The 22026-nt window shown below is 59.1% G+C and carries 16 protein-coding genes, 1 other RNA gene and 2 pseudogenes; 11 read left to right on the plus strand and 8 right to left on the minus strand.

Translation table 11 applies throughout. The features are described 5' to 3' along the window. Positions 1-4: 4 nt before the first annotated feature. The 5 genes from CAF87_RS07040 to CAF87_RS07060 all read left to right on the plus strand — a co-directional run bounded on the left by CAF87_RS07040 (position 5) and on the right by CAF87_RS07060 (position 8002). On the plus strand, positions 5-1600 hold the full coding sequence (locus tag CAF87_RS07040) for a glycerol-3-phosphate dehydrogenase/oxidase (protein WP_085734054.1): 1596 nt from the start codon (positions 5-7) through the stop codon (positions 1598-1600). A 20-nt stretch (positions 1601-1620) separates the two neighbouring features. Beyond that, complete coding sequence (locus CAF87_RS07045) at positions 1621-3189, plus strand: FGGY-family carbohydrate kinase (RefSeq protein ID WP_085734053.1); 1569 nt, start codon at positions 1621-1623, stop codon at positions 3187-3189. A gap of 116 nt (positions 3190-3305) precedes the next feature. Continuing rightward, positions 3306-4592, plus strand: a complete 1287-nt coding sequence (locus CAF87_RS07050) for a phospholipase (RefSeq protein ID WP_085734052.1) — start codon at positions 3306-3308, stop codon at positions 4590-4592. A 45-nt stretch (positions 4593-4637) separates the two neighbouring features. Further along, complete coding sequence (locus CAF87_RS07055; protein WP_085734051.1) at positions 4638-6596, plus strand: DUF1302 domain-containing protein; 1959 nt, start codon at positions 4638-4640, stop codon at positions 6594-6596. 32 nt (positions 6597-6628) lie between these two features. Further along, complete coding sequence (locus CAF87_RS07060) at positions 6629-8002, plus strand: DUF1329 domain-containing protein (RefSeq protein ID WP_085734050.1); 1374 nt, start codon at positions 6629-6631, stop codon at positions 8000-8002. Between the two features lie 109 nt (positions 8003-8111). On the opposite strand, the gene CAF87_RS07065 is transcribed toward CAF87_RS07060, so the two are convergent. The 3 genes and pseudogenes from CAF87_RS07065 to CAF87_RS29685 all read right to left on the minus strand — a co-directional run. Continuing rightward, entirely contained in the window at positions 8112-8495 is a 384-nt protein-coding gene (locus tag CAF87_RS07065) for a DUF6124 family protein (RefSeq protein ID WP_085734049.1), read from the minus strand. 467 nt (positions 8496-8962) lie between these two features. After that, positions 8963-9826 carry a methyl-accepting chemotaxis protein gene (locus CAF87_RS29680; RefSeq protein WP_371321019.1) on the minus strand — a complete coding sequence of 288 codons (864 nt, stop codon included), beginning with the start codon at positions 9824-9826 and terminating at the stop codon, positions 8963-8965. After that, positions 9821-10882 (minus strand): annotated as a pseudogene (locus tag CAF87_RS29685) (methyl-accepting chemotaxis protein); the annotation flags it as partial. The pseudogene CAF87_RS29685 and the gene CAF87_RS29680, both read right to left, overlap by 6 nt. Before the next feature lie 254 nt (positions 10883-11136). Here CAF87_RS29685 and CAF87_RS07075 point away from each other — a divergent pair. Both CAF87_RS07075 and CAF87_RS07080 read left to right on the plus strand, forming a co-directional pair. Beyond that, a complete protein-coding gene (locus CAF87_RS07075; protein ID WP_085734047.1) occupies positions 11137-11808 on the plus strand; it encodes a histidine phosphatase family protein in 672 nt (223 codons plus the stop codon). Further along, positions 11805-12626 carry a phosphatase PAP2 family protein gene (locus tag CAF87_RS07080; protein ID WP_085734046.1) on the plus strand — a complete coding sequence of 274 codons (822 nt, stop codon included), beginning with the start codon at positions 11805-11807 and terminating at the stop codon, positions 12624-12626. The genes CAF87_RS07075 and CAF87_RS07080 overlap by 4 nt, the downstream gene beginning before the upstream one ends. A 64-nt stretch (positions 12627-12690) precedes the next feature. Here CAF87_RS07080 and CAF87_RS07085 read toward each other — a convergent pair whose 3' ends face one another. The 3 genes from CAF87_RS07085 to CAF87_RS07095 all read right to left on the minus strand — a co-directional run bounded on the left by CAF87_RS07085 (position 12691) and on the right by CAF87_RS07095 (position 15386). Continuing rightward, positions 12691-14166, minus strand: coding sequence for a glycosyltransferase family 39 protein (locus tag CAF87_RS07085; protein ID WP_085734045.1), 1476 nt, complete (start codon positions 14164-14166; stop codon positions 12691-12693). 30 nt (positions 14167-14196) lie between these two features. After that, on the minus strand, positions 14197-14784 hold the full coding sequence (gene rimJ / locus CAF87_RS07090) for a ribosomal protein S5-alanine N-acetyltransferase (protein WP_085734044.1): 588 nt from the start codon (positions 14782-14784) through the stop codon (positions 14197-14199). 236 nt (positions 14785-15020) lie between these two features. Further along, positions 15021-15386: a DUF6124 family protein gene (locus CAF87_RS07095; protein WP_085734043.1), complete on the minus strand. Its 366-nt coding sequence runs from the start codon at positions 15384-15386 to the stop codon at positions 15021-15023. 918 nt (positions 15387-16304) lie between these two features. Here CAF87_RS07095 and CAF87_RS07100 point away from each other — a divergent pair. From CAF87_RS07100 to CAF87_RS07110, 4 genes and pseudogenes are all read left to right on the plus strand, one after another. Next, positions 16305-17978, plus strand: a complete 1674-nt coding sequence (locus tag CAF87_RS07100; RefSeq protein WP_256577063.1) for a class I SAM-dependent DNA methyltransferase — start codon at positions 16305-16307, stop codon at positions 17976-17978. Positions 17979-18007: 29 nt separating this feature from the next. Further along, the gene (locus tag CAF87_RS07105) at positions 18008-19087 is read left to right on the plus strand and encodes a BsuBI/PstI family type II restriction endonuclease (protein ID WP_256575846.1); all 1080 of its coding nucleotides are present in this window, start codon (positions 18008-18010) and stop codon (positions 19085-19087) included. Between the two features lie 818 nt (positions 19088-19905). Then, positions 19906-20037: pseudogene (locus tag CAF87_RS28955) on the plus strand (IS3 family transposase); the annotation flags it as partial. Between the two features lie 71 nt (positions 20038-20108). Next, a complete protein-coding gene (locus tag CAF87_RS07110; RefSeq protein WP_085729529.1) occupies positions 20109-21110 on the plus strand; it encodes a restriction endonuclease in 1002 nt (333 codons plus the stop codon). Between the two features lie 107 nt (positions 21111-21217). Here CAF87_RS07110 and ssrA read toward each other — a convergent pair. Together ssrA and CAF87_RS07120 are read right to left on the minus strand one after the other, a co-directional pair. After that, positions 21218-21607, minus strand: a transfer-messenger RNA (tmRNA) gene (gene ssrA, locus CAF87_RS07115). A 95-nt stretch (positions 21608-21702) separates the two neighbouring features. Next, positions 21703-21981: a hypothetical protein gene (locus CAF87_RS07120; RefSeq protein ID WP_085711868.1), complete on the minus strand. Its 279-nt coding sequence runs from the start codon at positions 21979-21981 to the stop codon at positions 21703-21705. Between the last annotated feature and the right edge of the window lie 45 nt (positions 21982-22026).

Below are 22026 nucleotides of genomic sequence, written 5' to 3' on the forward strand. Positions count from 1 at the left end.
CGCCATGAGCGCGGACTGGAACGCCGAATGGCGCCAGCAAATCCTGCCGACGCTGGCGGGTGAGCACTGGGATTTGATCGTTATTGGCGGCGGCATCAGCGGCGCCGGCATCCTGCGTGAAGCCGCGCGCCGTGGCTGGCGTTGCCTGTTGCTGGAACAGCGTGATTTCGCCTGGGGCACCTCCAGCCGATCTTCGAAAATGGTCCATGGCGGTTTGCGCTACATCGCCAAGGGCCAGTGGCGCCTGACCCGGGATTCGGTGCGCGAACGCCAGCGTCTGCTCGACGAAGCGCCGGGGCTGGTGGAGCCGATGAGTTTCATGATGCCGCACTATCGCGGCGGCTTTCCCGGGCCGCGTGTGTTGGGTGGTTTGTTGTCGGTCTATGACGCATTGGCCGGGCGCCGGGATCATCGTTTTCATGATGCGCAGCAACTGCGTTTTCTGGCGCCGGGCGTGAAAGAAAATGGTCTGCTGGGCGGCACCTGTTTTGTCGATGCGCTGACCGATGACGCACGGCTGGTGATGCGCGTGTTGAGCGAAGCGCGGGCCGATGGCGCAGTAGTGCTCAACGGTATGCGCGTCGAACATGTGTTGCGGGAAAACGGGCGGGTGTGTGGGGTTCAGGTCGAGGATTGCGAGGCCGGCGCATCAATGCAATTGCGATGTGGTGTGCTGGCGGTGGCCACCGGGGCCTGGGCCGAACGCTTGCGTCCGCCCGAGGCACCGCGTCAGTTGCGCCCGTTGCGCGGCAGTCATTTGCTGCTGCCGGGCTGGCGCTTGCCGGTGGCGCAGGCCTTTACGTTTATGCACGAGCAGGATCGGCGACCGGTGTTTGTTTTCCCGTGGGAAGACGCCACGGTGGTCGGCACCACCGACCTCGATCACCGCGAGAATCTGGACCAGAGCGCGAGCATCAGCGGTGAAGAACTCGACTATTTGCTGGCCGCCTGCCGACAGCAGTTTCCCGGCGCTGAAGTGACAGCGGCCGACGTGCTTTCAACCTGGTCCGGCGTGCGCCCGGTGGTGGGCAGTGCGGCGGGTGAGCATCAGGACAAACCGTCGAACGAAACCCGTGAACATGTGCTGTGGCAGGAGCCGGGTTGCGTAACGTTGGCCGGCGGCAAACTCACGACGTTCCGACCGCAGGCCATCGAAGTGCTCAAGGCGTGCGCCGACATGCTCGGCCGTTCTTTTGATGACGACGCCGCGCCGGTATTTGCCGCCGTGCCGCCAATGGCGATCCCCGGCCTCAGCCCCGGTCAGTGGCGACGTCTGGCCGGGCGACATGGCCGTGATTTGCCGAGGCTGGCGCAACTGCTCGCCGAACTGGGCCATGAAGCGGTCGGCCCCACCGACACCTTGTGGGCGGAACTGGCCTTCGCCTGCGAAGCAGAAATGGTCCTGCATCTGGATGACCTGCTGCTGCGCCGAACCCGTCTCGGCTTGTTGCTGCCCCATGGCGGCGCCGATTGTTTCCCGGCCATTCGCCGACTCTGCCAACCACGACTGGGCTGGGACGACGAACGCTGGCAACAGGAACAGCAACGTTACCAGGCGTTATGGCAACGCCATCACGGTCTGCCGGAAATCGCGCAGTGATGCCCCTCGAAGAGAGCTCCATGGACAACCACCCGAACAAGCGTTACCTGCTGGCCATCGACAATGGCACCCAGAGCGTGCGCGCGCTGCTCTTCGATTTGCAGGGCAATCTGCTCGGCAAGGGCAAAGTTGAATTGCAGGTCTATTACTCGACGCAGCCGGGCTGGGCCGAACAGGATCCGGAATATTACTGGGCGAAACTGGGCGAGGCCTGTCAGCAGGTATGGGCGCAAACCGGCATCGATCGTTCGCAGATTGCCGGGGTTTCCCTCACGACCCAGCGTGGCACGGTGATCAACGTCGATGCCCAGGGCAAGCCATTGCGCCCGGCAATTCTCTGGCTCGACCAGCGCCAGAGTGAAGTCGAAGGCGGGATCAAGGGACCGTGGGGCTGGCTGTTCAAACTGGCCGGCGCGCAGGCCACCGTGGATTACTTTCGCGCCCAGGCCGAGGCCAACTGGATTGCCCGCCATCAACCCGAAGTGTGGGCGGCGACCGACAAGTTTTTGCTGCTCTCAGGCTTTCTCACGCATCGGCTGTGCGGGCGCTTCGTCGACTCGGTAGGTTGTTGCGTCGGTTACTTGCCGTTCGACTTCAAACGCCTGCGCTGGGCCGCAACCCGTGACTGGAAATGGCAGGCGCTGGCGGTGCGTCCCGAGCAACTGCCGACCTTGCACAAGCCCGGTGAAATCCTCGGCCACATCAGCGCCGAAGCCAGTCGCCACACCGGCATTCCCGAGGGGGTTCCGCTGATCGCAGCGGGGGCGGACAAGGCTTGTGAAGTGCTCGGTTCCGGCGTCGTTGACTCGGGCACGGTGTGCCTGTCCTACGGCACCACGGCGACGATCACCAGTACCCGCTCGCGCTATCTGGAAATCGTCCCGCTGATTCCGCCGTACCCGTCGGCGGTACCGGATCAGTACAACTGTGAGGTGATGATTTATCGCGGCTACTGGATGGTCAGCTGGTTCAAGAACGAGTTCGGCCTGCGGGAAATGCAGCAGGCCAGGGAGCAGGGCGTCGAGCCCGAGCAGTTGTTCGATGCGTTGGTCAATGCGGTGCCACCGGGCTCGATGGGCTTGATGCTGCAACCTTACTGGTCACCGGGCATTCGCGAACCGGGCGTGGAGGCCAAAGGCGCGATGATCGGCTTCGGCGATGTGCACACCCGTGCGCACATTTACCGGGCGATTCTTGAAGGCCTGGCCTATGCCTTGCGCCAAGGCATGGAGAAAATCGAGAAGCGCTCGAAGATCTCCGTCACCCGTCTGCGGGTCGCGGGCGGTGGCTCGCAAAGTGATGCGGCGATGCAACTGACGGCGAACATTTTCGGCCTGCCGGCGGAGCGCCCGCATGTCTATGAAGCGTCCGGTCTGGGGGCGGCGATCTGTTGTGCGGTGGGGCTTGGGTTGCACGCGGATTTCCCCACGGCGATAGCGGCGATGACCCGGGTTGGCGCGGTGTTCCAGCCGCAGCCTGAGGCGCAGCAGGTCTATGAACGACTGTACAAGGACGTGTATCTGCGCATGTATCGGCAGCTCAAACCGTTGTACCAGAGTATCCGCAAGATCACCGGTTACCCGGCCTGAAACAACAGCGCATGTGGCGCTATCGGAGAACTTTTCTGGTGAGATCGGACAGTGTCAGGGGCGGGGTCGGTTGTTAGGCTCGATCCCCACGGCACACATAACAAGAACCAGAAGCAATGAAGCTGATCTCCCTCCTGCTGCTTTGCGCAATGGCCCCGACGGCGTGGGGCTGGTCGAACCATACGGTGGGCAGCTACCTGGCGTTGCAGGATCTGCCGGCGTTGCGCGATGCATCGCTCGTCGAGGTCGAACCGCTGGAGCGGTTTCTCTCCGAGCAATACCCGGCCATCGTCGCGTTGCTCGATGAACAGGAACGCTTCGCCCGCGAACACTTCAAGCAATACCCGCCGCGCCCCGACAACTTCAAAATGCCAGCGGCGCCGAGCGACAATCTGCGCCACGACTTCCTCACCGCGTTGCGGATCAATCCGCTGATTCATCTGGCGATGGTCATTCAGCCGTTGCCAGGCAAAGACCTGCCCGAACGCGAACATCTGCAGGCCGATCAGGTGATGGTCGAGCAGACGCTTTCGCCGTGGAATCGACAGCGTTTCATTCGCGTGGCCGATCACGAAAAATTCGCGCCCCTCGCCGTACTGGCGAGCGCGGCTGATGAGCCGGATTACGGCCACGACATCAATCTGTTCAGCGACAACCCCGGCGAAGTCGCCGCGTTATACGGCTTCGGCCCACAGCCGTTTGGCGATGCGCGCTTCCAGTACAGCTCCCAGGCGCCGTTCCACATGGGCTTCTTCCATGAGAGTCCGGTGGTGTACGCGGCTGCCGGATTTATCGAGCGCAGTTGGCCGGACTGGCGCGCGTATCAGTACATGGGGCTGGCGCGACTGGCGTTTGCCACGGGGCATTCCTACTGGGGATATCGCTTTCTCGGCTGGGGCCTGCACCACGTTCAAGACCTGACCCAGCCGTATCACGCCAAGCCGCTGCCAGGCGTCGAATTGCCGAGCCTTCTGCTGCTGGAAGGCAAGGCCCTGGCCGGTTTTGCGCAGGACAAACAGGCGTCCATTGAACGGGTCGCGACCCGCCACACGGAAGTCGAGAAATACCAGTCGACCTGGCTACGCCGCGTGCTGCGCGCCGGCCAGCCGCATCCGATGCTTGACGCCTACGCCGATGTCTCCGGGGACGCACATTACCCGCCGTACTCCGTGGACTACCTGCGTGAAGTGGTGAGTGCCGAGTCCGTCAATGACTCCGCCGCCTTCGATGAAGCCATCGGTCAGTGGCTGGAAACGGCACCGGTCACCAGCGATTTCAGTGCCGGCAATCAGCTGCAGCAAGAGAATTTCGACCATCCGCAACTCAACCGGCAACTGCTCAGACTGCTCGGCCATTTCGGCGCCCACAGCCGGATCTATGTCAGTGCGGGACTGGCGCCCTAAGCATCGCGGCAACACACAACAATAAGAACAGGGAAGGAGGAACAGATGATCAACACTCGATTGCGCCTGTCTGGCGCAGCGCTCCCCGGTGTCGGTTTGGCAGGGCTGCTGCAACTCTGCGCAGTCGATGCGGTGCAGGCCGCCGAGTTCAGCGTGCTGGACAATCAGGTCACCGGCTCGCTCGACACGACCTTGTCCTACGGCCGCCTGTGGCGGGTCCAGGGCCGGGACAAGAACAATGATGACGTCAACACCAACGACGGCAATCGCAACTTCGAAACCGGGCTGGTTTCCGAGGTGTACAAGATCACTTCGGAGCTGGAGGCCAACTACCAGAACTACGGGATGTTCTTGCGCGGCACCGCGTTCTACGACACTCAGTTGATGGACAAGCGCAACGACTACTACCACAACAACAGCCCGTCGCAGCCGAGCCAGAGTTATCCCCAGGACGACCGTTTCACCAGCCAGACCCGCGACATCGCCGGCAGCCGGATCGAGATGCTCGACGCCTACGTCCACGGCAGCTGGGATGTTGCCCAAATGCCGGTCACGGCACGGGTGGGGCGTCAGGTGTTCAACTGGGGCGAGGGGATTTTCTATCGCGGCGGGGTCAACACCACCAACCCGGTGGACGCCGCCAAGTACCGCTTGCCCGGTGCCGAGGTCAAGGAAGTGCTGATGCCGGTGGAGGCGGTCAGCTTCAACATCGGCCTGACCGACAGCCTGACCATGGAAAGTTTCTACCAGACCAACTGGAAAGAAACTCGCATCGATCCGGTCGGCACGTTCTATTCGCAGACCGACCTGTTCGCCGACGGCGGTAACACCGCTTACAACAACTTCAGTGGCACTGCCCTCGATACGCCGGTGCCGGGGTTCGGCAATGTCATCGGCCTGTATAGCGCGCTGGGCAACAACCCGTTGCTCGGCCCGGCGCTGAAATCCACCGGCCTCTATGCCAACGGCGTGACCCCGGCCTACGGCAACACCCTGAAAGTGGCGTCCATCGGCAAGGACTACAACGCACGCAACGATGGCCAGTTCGGCTTCGCCTTTCGCTACATCGCCGAAGAGCTCAACAGCACCGAGTTCGGGTTGTATATGGTCAACTACCACGCCAAGGAGCCGACCATCGCCGCCGACCTTGGCGGCTACAAGGGCATCGACATGAATGCCCTGACCAACATGCTTTCCAGCGTTGCCGGCAGCCAGGCCGGGGCCCTCGCCAACGGGCTGGCGACTGCCGATGTGATGGGCAACATCCAGGCCCATCGGCGTTATGCCGAAGACATCCGCATGTACGGTTTCAGTTTCAACACCACGTTGGGCAGTGCCTCGGTGTTCGGTGAAGTGGCCTATCGGCCGAATCTGCCCATCGGCGTCGCGGCCACCAATGACCTGATCGGTGACCTGGCCAACGGTGCCGCCGCAGCCGTGTCCGGCAAGGCCATCAACGTCGGCGGGCAAATGGTCACCCTCGACAGCCGGATCAACAACGCCGAACGGGTGGAAGCGTTCAACACCTCGCTGGGCAGCATCTACAACTTCGGCCCGACGCTGTCGTTCGACTCGATGTTCGGCATCTTCGAACTGGCCTCCGAGCACCTGCGCGGCAGCAGCCTGCAATACACCGCCTACGACGGCAGCACCCGTTACTACGCCGGCACCGGTAACACTTCGTACGTGTCCGGCGGTGATCGCGACGATCAGGTCAACCGAAATTCCTACAGCTACACGGTGATGTTCAACGGCACCTGGAACGACGTGTACGCCGGGATCAACGTCTCGCCCTACGTCGTCTACAAGGACGACTTCAAGGGCAACAGCTACCAGGCCGGCAACGCCATCGACGGGCGAAAGGCCTACACGCTGGGCGTCAAGGCCAACTTCCAGAACAAGCTCGAAGCCGAACTGCAGTACACCGAGTTCTGGGGCGGCGGGCAGAACAACGGCATTCGCGACCGCGACAACGTCGGGTTCAACCTCAAGTATTTCTTGTGAGTACCACAGGTTTTCTATTTCGGAGAACGAACATGTTTCACACTTCACGATTGACCAAAACCACGCTGGCGCTCGTCCTCGGCCTGGCCACCGGCAGTGCACTGGCGGCCATCTCGCCCCAGCAAGCCGAACAACTGAAAACCTCGCTCACCCCCATGGGTGCCGAGCGCGCCGGCAATGCTGCCGGCACCATCCCGGCCTGGACCGGCGGCATCACCCAGGCCCCGGCGGGCTACAAACCCGGCCAGCATCACCCCGATCCGTACGCGGCGGACAAACCGCTGTTCACCATCACCAAGGCCAATCTCGACCAGTACAAGGCGCATCTCACACCGGGACAGATCGCCCTGTTCAACAGCTACCCCGACACATTCCAGATGCCGGTCTATCCCACGCGCCGATCCGGTTCGGCACCGCAGTGGCTGTATGACAACACCCTGAAAAATGCGACCTCGGCCAAACTGCTGGAGGGCGGCAGCGGGTTCGCCGATGCCTATGGCGGCGTGCCGTTTCCGGTGCCGAAGGACGGGGTCGAAGTGCTGTGGAATCACATCACTCGCTATCGCGGCATCTACGTCGTTCGCCGAGCTTCCGAAGCACCGGTGCAACGCAACGGCAGCTTCGCGCTGGTGACCTCGCAGCAGGAAGGTTTCTTCAACTATTACCGCTCGGGCGGCCAGTTCGCCGACCTGAAAAACATCCTGTTCTACTACCTCGCCTTCGTGAAAAGCCCGGCGCGCCTCGCCGGTGGTGCAGCGCTGGTACACGAGACGCTGGATCAACTCAAGGACCCGCGCCAGGCCTGGATCTACGACGCCGGCCAACGCCGCGTCCGCCGCGCGCCGAACCTCGCCTACGACACGCCGATCGCCTCCTCCGATGGCCTGCGCACCGCAGACGACACCGACCTGTTCAACGGCTCGCCGGACCGCTTCGACTGGAAGCTCAAGGGCAAACAGGAAATCTACATCCCCTACAACAACTACAAAGTCGGCAGCCCTGACGTGAAATATGCCCAGCTGCTCACTCCCGGCCACCTCAACCCGCAATACACCCGCTACGAACTGCACCGGGTCTGGGTGGTGGAAGGCACGCTCAAGCCAGGTGCGCGGCATGTCTATTCCAAGCGAGTGCTGTTTCTGGATGAAGACAGCTGGGGCGCCGCGCTGGTGGACCAGTACGACGGGCGAGGGGAGTTGTGGCGCGTGTCGATGGCCTACCTGAAAAACTTCTACGACCTGCCCACCACCTGGAGCGCACTCGACGTCTTCCACGACTTGCAGGCCCGCCGGTACTACGTGCAGAACCTGGATAACGAAGAAGCCTCCACCGTCGACTTCTCGCAACCGGTGCCGGAGGATTCGTATTTCATGCCGTCGGCGTTGCGGCAGCGGGGGACTCGGTGAGTGATTTGACTTAACTGCATTTCCTTCCCTCACCACACTGTGGAGAGGGAAGGATGGTTTTCGGATCAGCAAAAAAATGGCGAGTGCACCGCACTCACCACATCACGTATCAATCAGTCGGCACCACTTTGTCCAGCGCACGGTTAACGGCCATTTCGGCGATCATCACGATCTGGGCGATGCCTTGCAGGGTCTTGCGGTGGCTGCCCTCGACCAGCGCCACATGATTGTTGAGCATGACGGTGGCGGAGCCGAGGGATTCGCTGGCGTCTACCAGCAGGGATTCGGTGTCGGCTTCGGGGTGGGCCTGATAGAGGGTGTTGGGTTTGTAGGGCGCGGCCATGATATGGGCGGTGATTGGGCCGAGGTGAAAATCGAGGGCGCGTTCGGCGGCTTCGTTGAATTTCTTTGAGCCGGGGCATTCGTAGGGGGATGCCGGATCCGGGATGATTGTGGGTTCGGTGAGCGGTGGGTTTGGCGTTACTTTGAACATTGATGCTTACCTCGGATGAGGCCGCGTCCATTTTACCGCTAAGCAAAAGGGAGGCAGCTGTGCGCAAGTTAGCGGTCCGGTAAGCATCTCAACCCGGCGCATCCGAAGATGCCATGCGCACAGCCACCATCAAGTGCAGGCGAGTGCCTGACTGGATCGTACTTGTACAACCGTGAAACGCTTGCCGAGCCGCTAAGTTCGATCACTGGAAATCAGTGACGCAATCAAATTACGCAGCCATTCCAAGGCGCACAAGCCGGCGGATTCTGGCGTAGCCGTAGGCAACGGCGCAAGGTTTTGTGGGCTTCGGGACGTATCACGGCGTGTCCTTAAACACCCCTGACCAAGCGTGTGTAATTGCGATTCAGAACCCGTCATCCAATTCCTGAACATGGCAATTTCAGGACAAAAAAGAAGGGCAGCTTTTCAGCTGCCCTTCTTTGTACATCGGCTTTCGTGTGCAGGTTTTACACGCGGAAATGGCTCACCATCTGCTGCAACTGCCCACCCAGCCGCGCCAGTTCCACGCTGGACTTGGCCGTCTCATCACTCGCCGCCGCCGTCTGTTCCGACACGTCGCGGACGTTGATGATGCTGCGGCTGATTTCTTCGGCCACGGCGCTTTGTTGTTCGGCGGCTGCGGCGATCTGCTGGTTCATCGACTGGATGTTCGACACCGTGCGGGTGATGTTTTCCAGGGAGTCGCCGGCCTTGCGGGTCAGGGCGACGCTGCTGTCGGTCAGGGCGCGGCTGTTGTTCATCACGGCGGAAACCTGTTGCGTGCCGTTCTGCAGGCCGGCCACCAGGCCTTCGATTTCTTCGGTGGATTTCTGGGTGCGCTGGGCCAGGCCACGGACTTCGTCGGCGACCACGGCAAAACCGCGACCGGCCTCACCGGCACGGGCGGCTTCGATGGCGGCGTTGAGGGCCAGCAGGTTGGTCTGTTCGGCCACGGCCTTGATCACGTCCATGACGCTGCCGATCTTGTCGCTTTCCTGTTGCAGCACGCTCATGGCCTCGGTGGAACGCACCACTTCGCTGGCCAGACGCTCGATCTGGGCGATGGCTTCGTTCACCACTTTGTCGCCTTCGCGGGCTTCGCCGTCAGCGGCGGCTGCGGCTTGCGAGGCTTCTTCGGCGTTGCGCGCGACTTCCTGCACGGTGGCGGTCATCTCGTGCATGGCGGTGGCCACCTGATCGGTCTCGACCTTCTGGCTGTTCACGCCGGCGCTGGTCTGCTCGGTCACGGCCGACAGTTCTTCGGCGGCGCTGGCGATCTGGGTCACGCCGTCGCGGATGCCGCTGATCAGGTCGCGCAGGGTCACGCCCATGCGCGCGATGCCTTGTTGCAGCACACCGAGTTCGTCGCGGCGGGTGACGATCACGTTGTGGCTCAGGTCGCCGCTGGCGATACGGTCAACCACGGCCATGGTTTCCTGCAGCGGACGGGTGATCTGACGGGTGATGATGAACGCCGCAATGACGCCCACCAGCAACGCCAGCAGAGTGCTGATCAGTTGCAGGGTGCGGGCCTGTGCGCTTTCGATGTCACGACGGTCGAGCTGGATCTGATACAGCTGCTCGCTCAGGGTCACGATGGTGGCGCCCTGATCGGTCATTTCCTTGCGCGCCTGCACCGCTTCGCTGTTGGCGTTCTTGAACGCCTGCAAGGCACTGCGGTAATTGGTCAGCGCGGTTTCCAGCTGACGCAGGGTGTCTTGCTGCGAACTGGCGAAATGCACGTTCAGTTGCTTGAGGCTGGCGATGGCCACGTCCAGCTGGCCGACGGCTTTTTGCTCGGTCTCGGCGTTGGTGGTGGCGGTGTAGCCGCGCACTTCGTAGCGCGCCAGGATGAAAGCTTCCTTGGCAGCGGTGATGGCCTGGAATTGCTCGAAACGCTGCTCGCTCATGTCCATCTGCTGGACGCGGGTGCTGATCGATTCGATCAGGTTGTACGCGGTCTCGGCATTGGTGGCCATGGTGTCACGTGCCGTGTTGCCGGTGCGGTAGGCATTGCGCATCTTGTTCAGGGACGTCTGGTATTCGGCGATGGTCGCCGCCTGCTCCTTGAGCAGTTTGACGTTCTCGGGGCTCTTGAAGCTGCCGATCAGTTTTTGCTGTTGTGCAGCGAATCCGTCGAGGGTGGTCTGCACGTTCTGCGCGGCGGTTTCATCGCCGTTGGTCAGCATGTATTGCAGGCGCACCACACGCAGCTTGGTCAGGCCGGCGTTCAGCTGGGTGATGTCGCTCATCCAGTTGCTGCGGTCAATCAGGCCGCCGAGGCTGGTCCAGCCGGTCAGGGCAAGGATGCAGGTCAGGGCCAGGACGAGACCGAAACCCAGCCCCAGTTTGAGGTTCACGCTGATGTTGCCGAACCAGCTATTCATCACAATTCCTCCAGAAAACGTTGTGCGTCTTGATCGTCGGTCAGGCTGGAAGATTGTTGTTCTTTTGAGCCAGCAAGGGTGTAAGCAGGACTGTATCGGCCGCGAATCCGAGAGCTGAAAGGATTTTGTCCGACGGAATTTGTAACAAGGGATCCCAAGACTTTTTTCACATGACTTTCACTGGCTGCCCACGGGGGCCTCTGTACCTTCGCCGGATCAAATGACAGTGCTGCGAACTGGCGAGGCGGATTTTTGTGGAATTGAGACTGAGTCTGTTCGGCGTCAAACGCTCGATCGACCTGAGCGGTTTGGCCCGTTTTCGGAACGCCGGGGTTGTCCTGGCGACCTTGGCGCTGGTGGTGCCATTGACCCTGTGGCTGCTTGCCCCGGCGGCGGTGCCTGATCTGGCTCACGGCAATGTGGCCGGTGCACAGGCATTGGCGGCCGGTTGGGCCAAGGGCGACATGATCGTGCTGGTGCGTCATGTCGAGCGCTGCGATCACTCCCCGGCGCCATGCCTGAGCGGCAATGACGGCATCACCGACCGTTCGCGCAGTGTCGCGGTCGCCGTCGGCGCACAGTTCGAACACCTGGGCCTGAACCATGCCGACATCTACAACAGCCCGATGACCCGCACCGTGCAGACCGCCGGTTACATGTTCAACCACGCGACGACCGGCGAAGACTGGCTGATCAGCTGCAAGGGGCGCATGTTGCAGGATGCGCTCGCGCACAAGGTCCCGGGGCGCAACCTGATCCTGGTCACCCACAGCGAATGCATGGCGCAGCTGGAAAAAGACCTCAAGGTGCCGGCCTCGACCCTCGGTTATGGATCCTCGCTGTTCGTTTCCGCTGCCAACCCGGCGGCTCCCAAAATGCTCGGCTTCATTGAAGCCTCCGATTGGCGCACGGTGACCACCCGATGAGTTCTCGCTTTTACGCTTATAACTTCGGTATCCCGCTGTTTTGTGCTGCTGTGGTGTTTCTGATGTTCGATATGACAAACATCGACATTGCCTTCAGCAACCTGCTGTTCGATCCGCTGACCCACACCTTCCCGCTCGACAAGATTCATTTCTTCGAAAAACTGACCCACAAGTGGGCGCGGATCATTCCGAACTGGACCGCTGAAATTGCCTTGATCGGCGCGATGCTGTCGGTGGTCTGGCCGCTGGTCAATCCGCAGAAGCGCCCGCGTCTCGGCGAGTTTCTGGAGCGCTGTAAAGTGGCTCCGGTGCTGCGTTTTGCCGCTGACCATCGGCGGGATTTTCTGTTTGTGGTGGTGGCCTTCGCGGTGTGTACCGGCGTGATTCACTTCCTCAAGGCCCACACCAGCGTTTACTGCCCGATCGAGACGACGCTGTACGGCGGCAAGATGGCCCACATCGAGTGGTACAACAATTTCCAGCTGTTCCATGAAGCCGGCGACGGTCGTTGCTGGCCGGGCGGACATGCCTCCGGCGGCTTCACCATGCTGGCGCTGTATTTTGTCGCGCGGCGTTATCAGTGGCGCTTCTCCAGCGCCTTGTTGTGGGGCTCGCTGCTGCTCGGTTTCGTCTACGGCACCACACGCGTCCTGCAGGGCTGGCACTACATGTCCCACACGTTCTGGGCCGGTATCTTCGTGTGGCTGGCGTGTTTGCTGACGGCGCTGGCGTTCTATGGTCGGGCTCGACTGGAGTTGCCGGTGTTGAGCAAGCGTGAGCGACAGGTGTTCAGTGCACAGCCTGAGGCTGCTCTCTGAAGCGTCGCGATTGAAATGAAAAACCCGCCGTGACCGGCGGGTTTTTCGTTTGTGCATCGCTGTATCAATAGCCTACGAAGTAGTACGCCTGGCGCCCGACCATCATGGTCTTGAGCACTTTCAACGGGGCGACGGGCTCGCTGTCCCCCGACATTACCGCGATGTTCGAAGGCGAGGCACTGAGGTAATCCTTCAGTTGCGCATCGGTGTCCAGGCCCTTGAGGACGCTCTGGGTGTAGAACACGCTGGCGCCGCCAACCCGTTCGTTGGCCTGGAACAGCGCGACCTGATGGCCGCTGGCTTGCAGGGACTGGATGTGTTCGGTCAGTGGCAGGAACGACAATTCCTTGTCCGCCTTCGGCAGTGCCCATTGTGCGGCGCCGAGATAGCTGGCGATCACCACGGTCAGGATACCGGCCGCCAATGCCTGACGATGACGGGCGATCCATCCTACAAAACCGCTGTTACGGTCCTTCAACCTGTCGAACAGTACGCTCGCATATTCCGCCGCAATCACTGCCGCTGCCGGCGTCATCGACATCAGGTACACCGTGCGCTTGCTCGACGCCAGGGTCAGCATGATGAACTGCGCAACGATCCACAGGCTGAAAAACAGCAGATAACGATTGGTCTTCAATTGTTTACGGAAGTGCCACAGCCCCAAGTACACCAGAATATTCCACGGCAGGAACGCTTCGGGCAGTTTGGCGATGTAGTAGTAAAACGGCTCATAGTGCCCGGCTTCGACGAAGGAGCCGCTGAAACGTCCGACGCTGTTGGTCAGCAAGACCTCTCTGACGGCCTGGGCGCCGCCGTGCTGATAGAGCACTGCGAGCCAGATCAGCAACGGAATCAGCCCGAGCGCGGTCAACAAACCGGGCCGCAGCCACTCGGTCAGTTTGAAGCGCTTGTCCATCAGGTTGTCGGCCAACAGGTAAGCGAAAATCACCCCCCCCGGCATCGCCAGACCGAGCACGCCTTTGCTCAGGGTCGCGATGGCAATCCCGACGATAAACAGCAACGAATTACCTGGCGTCGAAGCGCGTTGCGCCTGGAAAAACGCCAGTAGTGCCGTGGTCACGCCGAGTGCGAGCAAGGCATCCTCACCGACCCCGCGCACGTTGCTCCAATAACTGGCCATGGTCGCCAGCAGAATCCCCGCCGTCCACGCGACCGCTTTCGGCCGTCCGAAGCGCCGCAGCATGCCGTACAGAATCATCACGCTGAGCAGACCGGCCACCGCCGACGCCAACCGCACCGCCCACGGCGACACGCCGAACACGCGCATCGCGCCGGCGTCCAGCCACAGACTCAGGGGCGGTTTTTCCAGAAACGGTTCGCCGAACAGACGGGGTGTCACCCAGTCATCATCCAGATGCATCTCCATGGCGATCCCGGCGACGCGGGCCTCGGTGGAGCCTTGCAATTGATGGTTACCCAACGCGAAGAAAAACAGCAGGGCGGCAAGCAGGAACAGGGAAGTGACGGCACGCGACGACATAGGTTTCAGATAACCGGAAGGGGCGAGAGGCGTGAGCATACTTCGTCAATGCTTAACAAATTGTGAAACTCACGCGAGTCGTCGCGACCAGCGCTGATCCGGGGCTTCGAATGCCGGATTGACCAGCGCCGTCAGCACATGATCCTGCCAGCGTCCGGCAATGTTCAGATAAGCCTTTGCGTAGCCTTCTTTCTCGAACCCCAGGCGCTCAAGCAACCGCGCACTACGTTCGTTGCCGGGAATGTAGTTGGCCATGATCCGGTGCAGATTCTGGGTTTCGAACATGTAGGCGATGGCGGACTCCAGCGCCTCTTGCATCAGACCTTGACCCTGATGGGCTGCATCGATGTGATAACCCAGATAACACGCCTGAAACGCACCACGAATGATTCCGCTGAAATTGCAGGCGCCGATCATTTGCTGGCCATCCGGGGTCAGCAACGCCATATGCACCGCCAGCCCGGCATCGAAAGCGCTGGCCTGTATTTCCAGGCGTCGGCGGATCTGTTCGGTGGAGAAGTAGTCGGTGGTGCGGATCGGTGACCACGGGGCGAGATGGCGCTGGTTGCGTTGGTAGAAATCACTTTCCAGAGGCGCCTGATCCGGGGAGAGCACCGCGAGCGTCAGGCGTTGGCAGGGGAGGGTCAACAGCGGCATTGGGGGCTCCGGGGGGCGGGGTTGATCGCCAGAATTGCGCGGTGGGAGGGAAAACACAAACGCGTGGCCAAATCCCGGGCAAAAAAAAGCCCGCAGGAGAGCGGGCGAACCGTAGTTTCTTGAATGAGCGAACGGACTTTACAGCTTTGGCGGGAGCGGGGCTGTGAAGAAAAATTCATCTCGCTGCACCTTCGTTCAAGACGCCAAGTCGCCTGATTTCGGCTCTTTCAAGAGGATCAGTGGCAGATAACCGGCTTCGATTCGGCAGCCTGCTGCAGTGGGTCAAGCTTGCTCAGGGCGCTGCTGACCAGCATCTCCGCCAACCCCGCCAACTGATGCATCGCAACGATCCGCGCACGTTGCACCTCATCCGGTCGATGGACCAGATCATGCGCCATCATATTGAGCGCCGCGAGATTCTGGCTGGCGTGGGTCAACAGCGTGACCAGGTCGACGTCGGGACGCACGCTGAAGATCTGATCGACCGGAAGAAGCCGGGAATTGCGCCTGCGGGCAACGGTAACGGGGCGTTCGGAAGTCGAGATCGTCCTGGACTCAGCAACCGGGGAATTTTCGGATGGATCGGGGGTATCTTTTTTCATGACCGGACTCCATGTGAGGGGTGATCCTTGCGCTTCGGCGGGGTAGTGCCGTTCACCTGTTTGTTGCGAGGGGTGGAGGGTAACCGGGTGGGGGCGGGGGGGCTAGTTCATGGAAGTCGACGCGGGTTGAGGGAAATTTCCGAAGATGCTGGCCGGGGGGGGGAGGCTAGCTCCCAGGGAATGAATTACTCCTCCAGACCTCTGGAAAAAACAAACCCTGACGATTGTGGTTTCACACGGGGCGGAGACCAGTAGTGGTCGGTTAGTGTCAGGTGCTTCAGCTTGCTGAAATTTTAGCGGTTGGCATTGTCCACTTGTTGTATTGGATTTGTACCGCGGTAGGGTGGAGAGGGGGGAAGGGGGCCTCGTCTTCCAAGTCTGAAACCGATCAGGCCATACGAGGCTCAGAAAGAAATGGCGCGACCTTAGATTGGCTGTATATTTGAACAGTATTTTTCAAATGTCCTGTTGATAGAGAGGGCGAGGTTACGCATTAAGCCTTTGGCTGTCCTTCAGCAGATGTCTTTGCACTTTAAAGGATCTGCTTTGTTAGGTGATACCAGTCGATTTTCCCTCTACGACTTGGCAACTTAATTGGACGTGACTGCCAAACGCTTACCTAAGACGTTGCGCACCATTTTGGCAAGCTCGAGCTGAAGATAATTCGGCGCATTAAGTGGCGCTCTTACAATTGTCGAGTATCAAATTATCACGCAATCTTGCGCAAAAGCGGTCGGCGGGATGCCGAATCCTGTAGTATCTCAGCCCGCGAAAGAAGGGGGACATATGGCTCACAAGGCACCGACAAAACTGATTCAACAGGCAGAGCAAGCGGCCTCGGAATCCCCGAGTCAAGCATTGGCCTCCGCCAGAGTCATGGCTTGCGCCCTAGCTACCACATTTCCAGCAGATCGCCAAATGGCCCTGGCGCGTGCTTTCGGCGTTCGCCTAATTGAGGCATGGTGGTGTGGTTTGACCAGCGTCGACATCGTTCCCCAGGAGCTACGCTCCCCTATCGAGTCGTTCCCTATTGAACCGCTGCCAGAGGCTGCCGCCGCACTCGCGGAAACAATTGGCCGGACTGCCGCGAAATTTGATGCCGAGACCGCTGCCTATCAGATTGGCCTTACTTATACCGGCATGCTCCCGACTGAACATCGCGGGGAGTTTGGTATTTTCTATACTCCACCTGCCCTGACTGCCCGTCTCCTCGACCAAGTAACGGCAGCCGATGTTGACTGGGCGAAGTGCCGTGTGCTTGATCCAGCATGCGGCGGAGGGGCGTTTCTAGCCCCCATTGCCCAGCGGATAATGGACGAGCAGAAGGATTGCAGCCCGAAGTTGCTGATGCAGAGCATAGGCAACCGCTTGCGCGGCTATGAGATTGATCCCTTCGGGGCATGGCTCAGTCAGGTCACTCTGGATGCCATAGTGCTGCCGATAAGCCGGCTGGCTGGGCGCAAGCTGCCCGTCATGGTTACCGTTTGCGACTCGCTTCGCCGCAGCCCGCCGAAAGACCGTTTCGATTTGGTAATAGGCAATCCGCCATATGGCCGGATTAAGCTCGATGCGGAGACTCGCGAACGTTACAAGCGCTCTCTGTATGGCCATGCCAACCTGTATGGGCTGTTCACCGATCTGGCGCTGCGTCATACCAAGTTAGGTGGCGTGATTGCCTATGTCACCCCCACGTCATTCTTGGCCGGTGTTTACTTTAAGAATCTACGGGCTTTGCTGGGGCGCTCAGCGCCGCCATTAACCATCGATTTCGTCACTGCTCGTAAGGGCGTTTTTGATGATGTGTTGCAGGAAACGGCCCTCTCGACCTATCGTCGCGGCGGGGATAGCGTTCGGGTCATAGTTGCCGAGGTCGCCCCCTCCAGAGACGGGCTGGAGGTTCAGCAGACGGGAGGTATATCCCTTCCGGTTGACCCATCTCAGCCCTGGCTGTTACCTCGTACGACCGAGCAAAGCGCCTTGGTCGAGCGCTTGACACACATGCCCCATCGTCTGGTCGACTGGGGCTATGGTGTTAGCACAGGACCACTGGTATGGAACCGTTTCAAGAGCCAGCTAGCACATCGCCCTAGCAGCAAACGCCTGCCGCTGATCTGGGCCGAGGCAATCACTCCCGATGGCCGTTTTGTGTTTCGTGCAGACAAGAAGAACCATGCACCCTACTTCGAGCTCAACTCTGGGGATAACTGGCTGGTGACCACTAAACCCTGTGTTCTGCTGCAACGTACTACGGCCAAAGAGCAGAGTCGCCGCCTGATTGCTGCAGTGCTACCTGTTGAGTTCCTACAAGAGCACGGCGGTGCTGTCATCGAGAACCACATCAATATGATTCGGCCGATCACCGAAGTGCCCCAGATTAGCGCAGAGGTGCTGGGTACATTTCTAAACAGCGTTGCAGCAGACCGTGCATTTCGGTGTGTGAGTGGCTCTGTCGCTGTCTCTGCCTATGAGCTGGAGTCGCTACCGCTGCCCGGCCCAGAGGAACTCGTGGAGTTGACCCAGCTGATTGATGCTGGTGCTGATCGCGAATCCATTGAAGCTGCATGCAGTCGTTTATTTGAAGGGGATATGTAGTGCTGCCACCGTATGTACCAAGAGAACTGGTGGCTGAAAGGCTCCCGCTAATCTTCCCGGAAGGAACTCCGAATCGGATCTACTGCACTCGCGAACTTGCTGCAAGCTCTGTATTTGCCATGCTGTATATCGGGGCTGTCGAGCATTCCAGTGTTCGGTTGGGGCCGGTGCATGTCTACCGTATGACCGACGTACAGGCGGCGAATGACAGCGACGAGGGGCGCCTAAGCTACAGGTCTAATTTGCGCAAGAAGTCATACGAGGTTCCCGGCAAGCGCTGGTACGCCGACAATACCCGTGAACCCATCCGGGACGAGACCCTCCGTGAAGGTCTTGTAACAGTCGGTGCCGTCATGGAAGACAAGGACGTGCCCACTACATCCGGTAAGCCGCGCTATGCTCTCAAGACTGATCTGGCTGCGTTGTTCGATCCTGAGCTTCGGGGCGAAGAGTTAGAGGGCGCTATTCTTAAATGGCAAGATGAACACTTGAACAAGGGCGCGCTCGCACGGATTTCGCTGATGCGTATGGGCGCCGCCGATCAGGAAGGCGTACTTGTTCGCTTCCCCAACAGTGAAACGCGCACACTTTCCCATGGCCCTAGCTCGCTGATTTCTAGGGCAGTTGTTGAGGTCTTCGCTAAGCAGTTCCTGGAGAAGCCTGCTGTGCTCTGGCTCAGTGAGTCGAGTAAAAAAGTCGCTATGCAGGACCTGCAAATGGCTTCCGCCATTGGACTTGACATTGAGGCGCAGAAGAACCTACCTGATCTGATCTTGGTAGATCTCGGACCGAACAATCCTCTGATCGTATTTATCGAAGTGGTGGCCACTGATGGAGCAATCACCGCGCGACGCCAAGATGCTCTGTTCGATCTGACAGACAGAGGCGGCTTCAAGCGCTCGCAAGTCGCTTTTGTCACTGCGTACGCGGATCGGGAGTCAGCAGGCTTCAAGAAGACTGTCACAGGATTGGCCTGGGGTTCATTTTCCTGGTTTATGAGCGAGCCCGATAAAATTTTCATGCTCCGTGACGGAGTCAATCCTCTATCCAAATTGAACCAGCTATTAACTCCTTGGAAGGATGAACAAGGCGAGGGGGCAACTGAATAGGATTATTGGAGTTTTCAGTTCATTGGGTCGGTTCGGTAATCTGTTTAAACAGTGCGTCGATGAGCTGGAGTGGTTGCGAAGGAAGGTAAGCTGCGGAACCTTTCTAATTCCGATAAATTGACGAATGAACCGCGAACATTATCTTTGGAAAGGTATTTTAGGGGCGCTACATGGCAGATAACGATTGGGCCGAATTGGCGTACGCGGCAGTGCGTCAGGTTGCTGAGAGACAGTCAGAGTTTACGCCTGACGACATATGGGCAACTGGACTTCATAAGCCAAATGAAGCGCGTGCTCTCGGTGGGGTGATGCGTCGGGCTCATAATGGAGGTCTGATTGAAAAAACAGGACGTGTGCAACCGACTACGCAGCCGGAAAGCCATGGTACCGATGTAACTGTCTGGCGCTCACTAATATTTGTTGCTTCAGGTGCTTAGACGTGAGCTCGTCTTAATGCAGTAGTTATGAGGTCGGTGGGGCCATAACTTTTGTAACTCTCTCGGGTCGAGGCAGTACTTTTTTGCTAGTCATGTTCTTCCTGAAGAGCAGTAGACAGTAGAGTTTCAAACCAAGGCATGACCCCGGCCATCCTAATCTGGAGTGGTTTTGGCATGATGCCTGGATTCAGGTATGAGGCCACTACCCGTTCGGGTAGCTCTGCCAAGAAAGACCATATCTGTTAGTGCGTGCTCATTGGCGATCTCGCGCAGTGAGATCCAGAAGGCTTCGTCACACTTGTAGTGGTCAAATGACGCCCCCCCATTTAGGCGAGAGTGCTCGCGAGATGGGGGGGGGGCGATGGCCAGGCCTCGATATGGTTAGGCAACATGACGGCAAAAGAAACGCACCGAGACTTCAGTCATTACCTGATGCATCGGTACAACTGGACTCGACCGCACCATTTCAATGATGGGCTGACCCCGGCTCAGGCCGAGAAAAAACGGATCTAGTTGACCACTACACACAAACGTCCACCATTGCTACAGTCTCACCTCGAATTCATGGAATAACGAGTGTCAGCATGGCAGCGATGTGGATGATTCGAGGTGACGGCGGCCGTCTCTATGACGATTTCAGAGATCGCAATATGGCGGCGATTGGTTGGGCTCAACTAGCCCCAGCGGCCAAGCCAGGTGTTTCTCGGAAGGCACTGATTCAGGCCTATAAAGACCTCCAGCCAGGGATTAAGGACGGGAGTGCCGTATCCGGTGCTTCACAGGTATTTCGTTTCGTTAACGAAATCAGCATTGGCGATACAGTCGTTACGTATTCTCCCGCGAACCGAACGTATCTGGTCGGTCGTTTCACTGGTGAATGCCAGCTTCGCCCAGATCTGGCGGATGATGGGATGTCTTTAACCAGGTCTGTTGAGTGGTTCCCGCAGGAAGTTGATCGCGACAAGCTCACTGGCGCGAGCAGAAACAGTCTGGGATCTACGCTAACCGTATTTAATATTGCAGAGGAAGCCCAGAAGGAATTGCTGGCCCTCGCGACTGGTAAAAACGTCTCGGCTGCGCCGAAAGATTTGACTGAAGAACCAGAGGCTTTGGAAGACCCGTTGAAGGGTGTTCAAGAGATTGCCTTCGAGCGGATCAAGGACCAAATCAACAGTCTGGATTGGGCTGAAATGCAGGAGCTGGTAGCTGGAATTTTGCGAGCGATGGGCTACAAGACGCTTGTATCCCCGGCCGGTGCTGATAGGGGGAAAGACATCATTGCTTCCCCTGACGGTTTTGGATTTGAGCCGCCACGTATTGTTGTGGAGGTTAAACATCGAAATGCCCGAATGGGGAGTAGTGAGATTCGTAGCTTCTTGGGCGGTAGGCACAAGGATGATCGCGGGCTGTATGTCAGCACTGGCGGGTTCACTAAAGAGGCGCTTTACGAGGGAGAGAGGGCCCATGTTCATCTGACAATGTGGACGCTGGATGAACTGGCTCGCACGTTGATGGCGCATTACCCGGCTACCGATCCGGAGACTAAGCGATTGGTGCCATTGAGCTATTTTTACATGCCTGCGTAAAAAGCCTCGTTGGCCGAAAGAGCGGGTGCTGATTTGACCCCCCAAAAAAACCAGCACCGAATCGCAGGCACAAAAAAAGACGTCCGAGGACGTCTTTTTTGTTGAGTTGGTGGAGCCGGGGGGATTTGAACCCCCGTCCGCCAGTACTCCGCTGTCGGTACTACATGCGTAGCCGTGTCTATTAAGTTAACCCTCAGCGACCCGACGGGCAGGGTGCTTTGGGCGAGTTGTGTAAGTTTTAGCCGCTTCGTCCACAACGTACTGCACGGCGATTCTGTTCTATATGACAATCATTTCGGGTTTACAGACATCCCCTGATGATTGCTGGGCCCGAAGGCACCAGGAGTGCATGTCAGCTGCAATTAAGCAGCGAGAGCAGCACCGTATTGGTCGTCATTGGCAACTATAAGAAGTTGCAACAGTGGATTTACGACTTCTGTTACCAAGTCGGCATGCACCTAGAGTTTCGCAACCGGCGTCGAATCCTAAACGGCCCCGAACTCATTGCCCGGTACATCTGTTCGAGCAACAAGCACGTGCAGTGTACGCCAAACGGCCCGCAAGGCCAACCCGAAGGTTGGCCGGGCCTGGATCAATTGTTGGTGCCGGTGGATTTGCGCAGTTCCAGAATGGTTTGCGAGGTTTCCGCAACGCAGTCATCGATCTTGCCTTGGGCTTTGAGCGCCTGAGCCTTTTGCACGCTGGTTTCAGCACGCTGGCTCAGTTCGGGCGACGAAGACAGCTGCCCCTTGGCATTGTTGATGGTCTGGATGTTGGCATCGCACAGGTCGGCAGGCTTGTCTGCAGCAAAGGACGTGGAAGCCATCATCGAGGCAGTAACGAACAGACCTAACAGTACAGAACGTTTCATATGAATCTCCTTGAACTGAGGGATCCCGACTTCGCTGGCCGTCAG

The organism is Pseudomonas sp. R38(2017) (genome assembly GCF_002112395.1).
GTDB lineage: Bacteria > Pseudomonadota > Gammaproteobacteria > Pseudomonadales > Pseudomonadaceae > Aquipseudomonas.